Here is a 9,209-nt window from a genome sequence, read left to right as displayed (position 1 = left end):
GTACAGCCTCAACGGCGTTGGTGGTGTAAATCGGCGTACGCACGTATTCCGGATACTTGAAGTACGTCGACAGGGTGTCTGCTTCACCAGCTGTCACTTTAGTCGAACGCTCTAAGCACCAGTTTCGAATCAGTTTCACCTTGATTTTACTGTAATTTTGCCTTGCTCAATCAACTGTATATAGCTCTGGGAGGCATGCAGTCGAAGCTGTTGTACAATGGCACTGGCGCCTACTATGTACGATAGTGCCAACAATTTCGTCCGATAGTCACCGGGATGATACTTTTTTTCATCTTTCAATGGATTACCTCAGTTGCATAGTTTATTGCTTGCCAGGATGTCTATTGCTGGCGGGTAAGATATCTCAGGTTGATGTCTAATGCGCGCCACTGCTGCGCGGTCATCATTGAGGCGACAATACTGATTGGAACCCATGGTGCAGCCAACTCTGTTTACATCGCGCTATGAATTAACTAAATGGATTAGATTGATTCTCTCGACCTACAATCTCAACAGCGTTACTCTTATTCACAGTGGTGTAGGCCTTGGTTGACTGATTGTGTAGTAACAACAATCATCCAAATACACCGCTTCCTTTCAAAAACCTTAAACACTTTAAGTCTAACGACTAAGAGAGGTAAAATAATGAAAAAGAATATTCTATCTGTAGCTGTAAAGGGGGTTTTGGGCTTTACTGTGTCTGCGGTTATAGTTCCGGCAGCATCCGTATTCGCTCAAGAAGATGCTGAGTTGGTCGAAGAAATTGTAGTTACAGGCTCCCGAATCAGCCGGGACGACTTTAGTTCTTCCAGCCCTGTCTCTACCTATAACACTGAAGAGCTGGATAAAGCTGGTCTCGCCAGTATTGACGAATTCCTGAAAGAAGATCCGGCCTTCACCGGTTACCAGATGGGGACTTCCACTAACAATGGCAGCGATCAGGGCCAGAAAAAGATTGATATGCGCGGTTTGGGTTTCAATCGTACCTTAGTGCTGATCAATGGCCGGCGTCAGATCGGTGATGTTAATGGTGATGGTGCTGTGGATATCAATTCAGTGCCTGAAGCCATGATTGAGCGTGTGGAAGTGCTGAAAGATGGGGCTTCTACTATTTACGGTTCCGACGCGCTGGCGGGTGTTGTGAACTTTGTGCTGAAGGACGATTTTGAAGGCTTTGAGATCAAAGGTAATTTTGGTCAGGGCACCGAAGACGGCCAGGCTGAAAACAGCGGCTTCTCTATGCTGGCGGGTATCAATGGAGATCGCGGCAACATGCTGATGTCTCTCGGCTATTCGGTACAGGAAGAGATGAAGCAGGCCGAACGCCCCTGGGCTGCCGAAGCCCTTTTTCCGCAACTGCAGGAAGATGGTACCTTTAAGGCCATTGGGTCCGGTTCCTCTAACAGTCGTCGTATCCGTACTTCCGTAGGTAATTTTATTTTCGATTCAGGCCTTGATAAGGCACGCCCTTTTAACTCTGCAACAGATACCTACAACTACGCGCCAGTCAATGCCCTGATCACCCCGAACGAGCGCTGGCAGTTCGGTGCTATCGGTTCTGTAGAAATCTCTGAAGGTGTCGAAGGTTACTTTGAAGGGTTGTATACTCGCCGCACTTCACACCAGCGTCTCGCCCCGGATGCCTCTTTTGCAGTCACCTGTTTCGATCCTGAAACAGGTGAAGGCGGCATCGAAACGCCCAACAATGGAGTTCAATGTAACGATTGGGTTCCTGCCAGCAATCCCTACAACCCTTTTGGTGTGAATCCGAAAAATGACCTGGGAATCTCTGATTCTGGCGTGCGCATTAATCGCCGTTTTGAGGAGTCCGGGGGACGGCTTTTCACTCAAACTGCGGACACCTACCGTATGGTAGCCGGTTTTAAAGGTGAACTTTTCGATAGCGTCAACTGGGATTTCAGCTACACCTTTGCTGAAACCCAGACAGCGGACGAAACCACCAACTATGGCCGCTTTGATCGCTGGGCCATTGCTGTTGATCCTGATGCCTGTGAGGCGAATCCGGCCTGCGCTGAGGTGGGTGTTCTGAATCCCTTTGGGGATTTCAACTCCATTACACAAGAGCAGATGAGCTTCCTGACCGCAGGCTCGTTGAAGGATCTTTACAAAGGCCGCATGGAATCGGCGGCTTTGACTTTCAGTGGTGACATGTTTGACATGGCTGGCGGCACCGCCGGATGGGCATTCGGAGTAGAGAGCCGCCACGAACAGGGTGAGTTCGTCCCGGACGAGTTCCTTGCAGGGGGGCTTACCACGGGTGGTGCAAGTGACCCACAAAAGGGTAGTTTCTCCGTGAGAGAAGTCTACGCCGAGGTGCTCTTGCCGGTATTGGACAACCTGACTTTCGACGCCTCTACCCGTTATTCTGATTACAATACTTCCGCCGGCAGCGCCACTACCTACAAGCTGGGACTGGACTATCAGCCGATCGAAGACCTTCGTGTTCGCGCTGGTTTTTCCACCGGTTTTCGCGCGCCCAATATCTCCGAGCTGAATCAGGGCGATGAAACTGGCTTTCCGGTTGTCGAGCCAATTTGTGAATTTGCGGATCGCCGCCTGGATTCAGGCGACATCAGCCAGATTGCTTACGATAACTGTCAGGCCCTGGGAATCAACACCTCCGACTCGGGCGAACTGGGCTTCGCCTGGCAGTCTACATACACTACCTCCGCCCCAGAAGTGCCCTTGAAGCCAGAGGAATCTGAGTCTTTCAATATTGGTTTTGTTTACACACCAGACTTTGCCGAAGGTCTTTCCTTTAGTGTGGACTACTGGAGTATTGAAGTCGATAACCTGATTGATTCTGAAGACATCAATGACCTGCATTTCGCTTGTATGAATTCTGTAGACTTGAGTTCAGAAGCGTGTTCAGTATTCATTGGTGGAAGTCCGTATCTGGAAGTGCCAGTAGATTCTGAGGACCCGTCGAAGGGATTTGCACCACTGCCGAACGATGCTAGAGGTGCTTTCGGTAACTTAGGAACTTTAAGCACCAGTGGCTTTGACTTTGCCGCTCAATATCAAGGCGAGCTAAGCTTTGGGCTGATCCAGGGCTACAATTTGAGCTGGGTTGCTACCCTGGTAGAAAGCTATGAACGCCAGTTTCCGCTGGCGGGCAGTCGTGAGCTGGTTGGAACTGCCAATGGCTTTGAGGTATTCCCAGAGTGGCGCTGGAGTACCAACGTGGGCCTTTTCGGTGACAACTGGACGCTGGATTGGGATATGCGTTACATAGACGAAACTGTCGATGCCTTACGCCCTGCCTCCATCACTGACGACGCTGTAGCTGAAGATGTGATTTACCATGACCTGATCGGCAGCTACACTTGGCAGAATATCAGTGTCTCCCTTGGGGTTAATAACGTTACCGACGAGGACGCGCCGCGCTTTCACAGCGCATTCAACGCGAATACCGAGCCAGGCATGTATGACGTAATTGGCCGCCGAGTATTTACAGGCTTCACTGTCACCTTCTAGAGCAAGTACAATTTTTAGCTTTTGCGGAGCCCTCTTGGGCTCCGCTTTTTTCTGGTATCTAAGGCGTCTGAAAAGCGAGCGATTTAGCATTTTCTTCTGTTATGCCAACAGTGTATTTAGTCCTAATTGCGAGCGACCGCCATCCAGGTTTACCATTAGTTCTTTCGAAGTCAATGTGCGCCCGCGATCAACTGTGAATGCGTAAACGCCGACAATTTCGCCAATCTTGCCTTATATTAAGCTGCGCTTTCCCAGTCTCTGAGCCAGACAACACTATTCCTTAACCGCTCCTCACGCCACTTTTCCTCTTACAGATAAAATGTGGTCTCGGCGTTAGGGTTCCGATACAGATATATTGTAGTACGGGGCGATTAGCTCTACAGCCCAAGAGACTTTCGATTTAACAGCCGATAGCATGCACGACTGCAAACCGTGAAATTGTGGGCGATTCTATTGCCGCCAACTGTTAGGATGGCACATCAGTTTGTCACATAGACGGGGTTTATATTGTGACCCAATTACCAGCTGGTCTACCGCTTTGGCTTTGGTGCCTGTTTGGTTTTTTCACGTTGTTCCTTGCCCGGAGCCCTGTACACAGGGCTATCTACGCGTTGGTGCGCTTTTGCTATCGCATTTTGAGATTTGTAGAAAATGTACTGGGCGTGGCAGAGCAGCGCCTGGCTCGGCGCAACCGGGAGATACTCCTCATGGCGGGAAGGGAGGCCGCAGAACGCCGGATAGAAAGGGAATTCGAGCGGATCACGAGTACCATACAGCGTGAATTGGCACAGTATCCAACCCTACATCGCCGGCTTGTGGAACAAATAAACGCCGTCGATGAGGACTATGCAAGCAGTGTGGAAGTGCCTCCGCAACCCTCTAACTGGGCGCGGGCTATGCGCTCGGTGGCGGAAATCCCCGCACAGGACGACGCTGTGGTGGCGGATGTGCTGGAGACGATTCATCACTCTATGCGCAGGACGGAATCGAGGGCGCTCGAGTCCTACCGGGAGTCCACCCGTGTGCGCCACCAACTGTTGAGGCGGATGTTGCCCAAATGGCGGGCAATGCTGGCAGCGCTCGAATGTATCAACAGGAATGTGGAATCGGTGATTCTGCGAGCCAAGGCGCTCGATGGTCATATGGTGAGCTACGAGGAAATTCTACATAAGAGTGACCGCAGCCTGCGTGTGCTTTCGGCCTCGTCTTTTACCCGTTTTCTGATTGCCGCCCTGGCCCTTGCTGTGGCTGTAGGCGGTATACTGGTAAATTTTCAACTGATCGCCCGTCCTCTCACCGAGGTACTTGGAGGGACTGCCGTTCTCGGCGAGTATGCCACTGCGGAAATTTTCACCTTTGTAGTGATTTTCATACAAGTCAGCCTTGGCCTTGTGGTGATGGAGTGCCTGCAGGTGACGCGGCTGTTTCCCTCTCTTGGCTCCCTGGCAGACAGAACACGCAAACGTCTGCTGTGGGCCGCTCTGCTTTTGCTGTTCCTATTTGCAGGGGTAGAGGCGAGCCTGGCGTTTTCCAGGGAGCTGTTGGTGCAGCGGGACCAGCTGATGACTGGGATTGTAGGGCCGGGAGTACCAGCCCTTGCAGAAGTGGGCCCATCCTGGGCAATCACCCTGGCGCAGATGGGTCTCGGCTTTCTCCTGCCGCTGATTCTGGTCTTCATGGCAATCCCTCTGGAGCAGTGTATTGTGTCAGGGCGTTCGGTCTTCGGGATGTTTTTGGTATTGCTGTTGCGGGTGCTGTCGCAATGCATACGCCTGCTTGCTAAAGTCTCACTGCATTGTGGTATTTTGTGCAATCGGGCCTACGATCTGGTCATTTTCCCGCTTCTGTGGCTGCAGGGTTTTTATCAACGCTGGCGCCGACAAAAGCGGGCGGCCGTCGCTCTTGGCGGTAAAATTGTGGCGGGTCGAAGTGAGGAACCCAAAGGCAGCGCCTTTAAGAAGTCAGTCGATAAGGCACAACCTGTGGTAAAAGAGGTACAGGTTGTGTTATGAGAGGCGCCAGTATATTTGAAACGCATCTCCCCCGCCACGCCGCATCGTGAATAATTGAATCTGTTGGTACAAAATTACGGTGATTCATGTTCCTGTGGTTTGTTTTTTTCCTCATATTGATTGCGTTGCTGCTCTATGCGCGTTCCGGACCGGCACTGAGGTCCGCCCTGTCCCTTCCTGAGGTGAAGAGACCTATGGTGATTGCCCATGGTAATGATTGTGGTAACGGGCTCTATCCCGGCAATACGCTGTTGTATTTGCACAAAATGGTGGAACTGGGAGTTGACGGAATTGAAGTGGATCTGTGGCTGACTGCTGATGGGGACTTGGTGCTGATGCACGACCCGGACCTGGAAGATTTTTCAAACGGCCGAGGTCTCATTGGGGACTTGACTCTGGCACAGTTGCGCGAGTTGAACATCGCCTATCACTGGACCCGCGATGGAGAGACCTATCCATTCCGGGACGATCCCCTGGGTATTGTCACCATTGAGGAGGCGTTGCAGGCGGTGGGGGATACCTTGCTGATCCTGGAAATAAAGAGTGCCCAAGTCCGCGCTGCACAAGTGTTGAGCCAAATGCTGCAACGCACCTGCAAGCACAACCAGGTAATAGTGAGTTCATTCCATCAGGGGGTGATCCGGGCGTTCAGGCGTTTGAGTCCGAATACAGCCACTGGTGCGGCGACTTATGAAGCAATACTGCTGTATATGGCCCAACTGTTCCGCGCAGAAAATCTGCTCTCGCCCCGCTACCAGACAGTGCAACTGCCTATGAGCCACTTCGGTATTGATGTGATAACCACGGGCACCCTGCGCGCGGCCCGTAGACTGGGCCTGCATCTCTCGGTGTGGACAGTGAACGGGCGAGCGGATTTACAGCACTATATCAGTTTGGGTGTGGATGGTATTGTAACCGACCGACCGGACTTGTTGATGGTTATATTGTCTGGTCGGGGCAGAATGATAGCATCAAAACTATCAAGCCAGACCCGTTGATAATGAAAACAGAGAGCTTCCTATGAAACAGATAGCAAGTTTTGCGGTGCTGGCAGTCTCACTGCTCTGCGCACCAATTTTTGCAGAAGACCGCTTTGCCAAGGTGGAAATCAGCAGTATACCGGTGGCCGGTAATGTCCATATGCTCACGGGCGCTGGTGGTAATATCGCCGTGTTGGCGGGGAGAGACGGTACCTTTATGGTCGATGATCAGTATGCACCTTTGACCGCCAAAATACAGAAATTGGTGGCGGGCTTGGCAGATCAACCTCTGCGTTTTGTAATCAATACCCACTGGCACGGTGATCATACCGGAGGTAACGAAAATCTGGGGAAAAGTGACGCTTTAATTGTTGCTCATGAAAATGTGCGCAAGCGTTTGAGTACCGAGCAATTTATCGAAGCCTTTAAAAGTAAGGTGGCACCCTCACCCGCGGTAGCGCTCCCGGTGATTACCTTTACCGATGCGACCACATTTCACTGGAATGGCGACAAGGTGCGGGTCCAGCATGTAGGGCCTGCCCACACCGATGGGGATTCCATTGTGCATTTCACTGAGGCCAATGTCCTCCATATGGGGGATATCTACTTTAACGGTACTTATCCCTTTATTGACATCTCTTCCGGTGGGTCGGTAGATGGCATGATAAAAGCGATGGATATGGCCCTGGCCATGGTGGATGAACAAACAAAAATTATTCCTGGTCATGGCCCCCTGAGCGATCCTGTAGAGCTGAAGCGGCAGCGGGATATACTGGTGAAGCTGAGAGGCCGCATACAGGAACTGATCGATAATGGCAAAACCCGCGAACAGGTGATTGCCGCCCAGCCCACCTTGGAATTCGATGCCCAGTATGGCCAGGGTTTTATGACCCCGGATACCTGGACTGGCATCGTTTATGATTTCCTGAAGCAGGCAAAGAACGAGAAATCCTAGCCCAAGGCAGGCGGGGAAGGCAGTTTATGATTGCACCGATGGGGCGACCGGGTCCCTCGGGGGATAAGGCCGTTTCCGATAGTATGGCAAAGATAAAACAACAGCCATATTTTAGCCTGACTCTGCTTGTAACTGTCAGTGGACCACCATAAAGGATTCAACGGGGTTATATGAGTATGCACCCACAGGAGCTGCCAGTAATCATTGATGCCTGGGCGCAGCATCCCACACTTCGGCATATCAATGACCCGGTTTTTGATTCCCTAAAACGTTGGACAAAAGTGGGGAATCTGACTGAAGAGTTGCCTGTCGAACTGACAATTGGGCAAATGGATGCCGCCGGTATTCGCAAAAGCCTGATTTGTGCATGGGAAGCACCGGGGAAATCCATGATATCCAATGATGAGGTAGCTTCGGTTGTTAATAGTGCACCAGATCGCTTCGTTGGCATAGGGTCAGTTGATATCAGCCATCCCATGAAAGCAGTCAGGGAAATTCATCGTTGTGTGAAGGTATTGGGGTTTAAGGGCATTCGTGTATTACCCTGGCTTTGGTCCAAACCGCCGACGGATCGTTGGTTTTACCCGGTTTACACTGCTTGTTGCGAACTGGGTATTCCCTTTTGTACCCAGATTGGCCACACGGGGCCGCTAATGCCTTCGGAAGTGGGCAGGCCGATTTATCTTGATCAGGTTGCACTGGATTTCCCGGAGCTTACGATTGTGGCTGGTCATATCGGTTATCCATGGACGGAAGAAGCTATTGCCGTTGCTACCAAGCATGCAAAAGTCTACATTGATACGTCCGCTTATACTGCCAAGCGCTACCCTCCTGAATTGGTGCGTTATATGAAGAGCCATGGAGATCACAAAGTGCTTTTTGGCACCAACTACCCAATGATCAGTGCCGAAAAAGCGCTGCAGGATTTAGACGCTCTGGAACTGGATAAAAAAACAGAACAGTTGTTTTTAGCTGAAAACGCAATTCGAGTGTTTAAGCTTGAATGTTAGGCCTTTATAATCGTATTTCTGCTTGTGAAGGTTTACATGGTGGGCGTACTTCCGGGGATTGTTGGCTGCTCACTTTAACTGGCAGTGCTGTACTTGGCGGCATGATCTTGCCCCGATAAAACGGACACTCCACTTTTCATACTGCTATTCGCTCATATTCCATGGGTGATTGATAACCCAGCGCGGAATGCAGCCGCTTACGGTTGTAAAAATCATTAATATATCGAGCTAAAGCATGCTTCAAATCGCTCGATTTTTGAAAGTTTGTTCCTCGAATCAATTCAGCCTTCAGGGTATGAAAAAATGACTCCATATGAGCATTGTCCGTACACTTACCTGGCCGGCTCAAACTATGCTGGATTCCATACCGTTTCAGGTCTTTTTGATACTCAGACCCTCTGTACTCAACACCTCTATCCGTATGCAACATCAATCCCGGCTGCGGGTTTCGTTTCCTTATAGCGTTCGCCAGTGTTCTTCTAGTGACTTCTGTTGTTCTCTTCGCGCCCAAACTCCAACCGACAACTCGGCGAGAGTGTAGTGGTCAACTTTTTCCGGACAGTAAGTTAAGATTTTCTTCCGCCTTTGCAGGTGGTATACCATCGTTGTGCTGATGGGGACGCTCCCAGTTGTAGTAGGTCATCAGATAGTGACTGATGTCCCGGCTTGCCTCTGCGAGAGGGTGTTCAAAACTCTGTGTCAGCCAAGTAGCCTCATAGGCTGATATATTTCTCCAGGCGATCCGGGAAGTGAA

Annotated in this window: 5 protein-coding genes and 2 pseudogenes; 5 read left to right on the top strand and 2 right to left on the bottom strand. The window is 50.8% G+C overall.

What is annotated here, in order from left to right; translation table 11 throughout:
- Positions 1–645: 645 nt before the first annotated feature.
- From Q1A48_RS19870 to Q1A48_RS19850, 5 genes are all read left to right on the top strand, one after another.
- Positions 646–3,498, top strand: coding sequence for a TonB-dependent receptor (locus tag Q1A48_RS19870; RefSeq protein ID WP_299948399.1), 2,853 nt, complete (start codon positions 646–648; stop codon positions 3,496–3,498).
- A gap of 635 nt (positions 3,499–4,133) precedes the next feature.
- Positions 4,134–5,510, top strand: a complete 1,377-nt coding sequence (locus Q1A48_RS19865) for a hypothetical protein (RefSeq protein ID WP_299948397.1) — start codon at positions 4,134–4,136, stop codon at positions 5,508–5,510.
- A gap of 86 nt (positions 5,511–5,596) precedes the next feature.
- Entirely contained in the window at positions 5,597–6,508 is a 912-nt protein-coding gene (locus Q1A48_RS19860) for a glycerophosphodiester phosphodiesterase (RefSeq protein WP_299948395.1), read from the top strand.
- A 22-nt stretch (positions 6,509–6,530) separates the two neighbouring features.
- Entirely contained in the window at positions 6,531–7,445 is a 915-nt protein-coding gene (locus Q1A48_RS19855; protein ID WP_299948393.1) for an MBL fold metallo-hydrolase, read from the top strand.
- Between the two features lie 176 nt (positions 7,446–7,621).
- Positions 7,622–8,455, top strand: coding sequence for an amidohydrolase family protein (locus tag Q1A48_RS19850; RefSeq protein ID WP_299948392.1), 834 nt, complete (start codon positions 7,622–7,624; stop codon positions 8,453–8,455).
- 136 nt (positions 8,456–8,591) lie between these two features.
- Here Q1A48_RS19850 and Q1A48_RS19845 read toward each other — a convergent pair.
- Both Q1A48_RS19845 and Q1A48_RS19840 read right to left on the bottom strand, forming a co-directional pair.
- Positions 8,592–9,004 (bottom strand): annotated as a pseudogene (locus Q1A48_RS19845) (IS3 family transposase); the annotation flags it as partial.
- Positions 9,000–9,209 (bottom strand): annotated as a pseudogene (locus Q1A48_RS19840) (hypothetical protein); the annotation flags it as partial. The pseudogenes Q1A48_RS19845 and Q1A48_RS19840, both read right to left, overlap by 5 nt.

This window comes from uncultured Microbulbifer sp. (assembly GCF_947489355.1).
GTDB lineage: Bacteria > Pseudomonadota > Gammaproteobacteria > Pseudomonadales > Cellvibrionaceae > Microbulbifer.
Note: the sequence above shows the minus strand (reverse complement) of the source record. Positions and strands in the feature narration are given on the sequence as shown.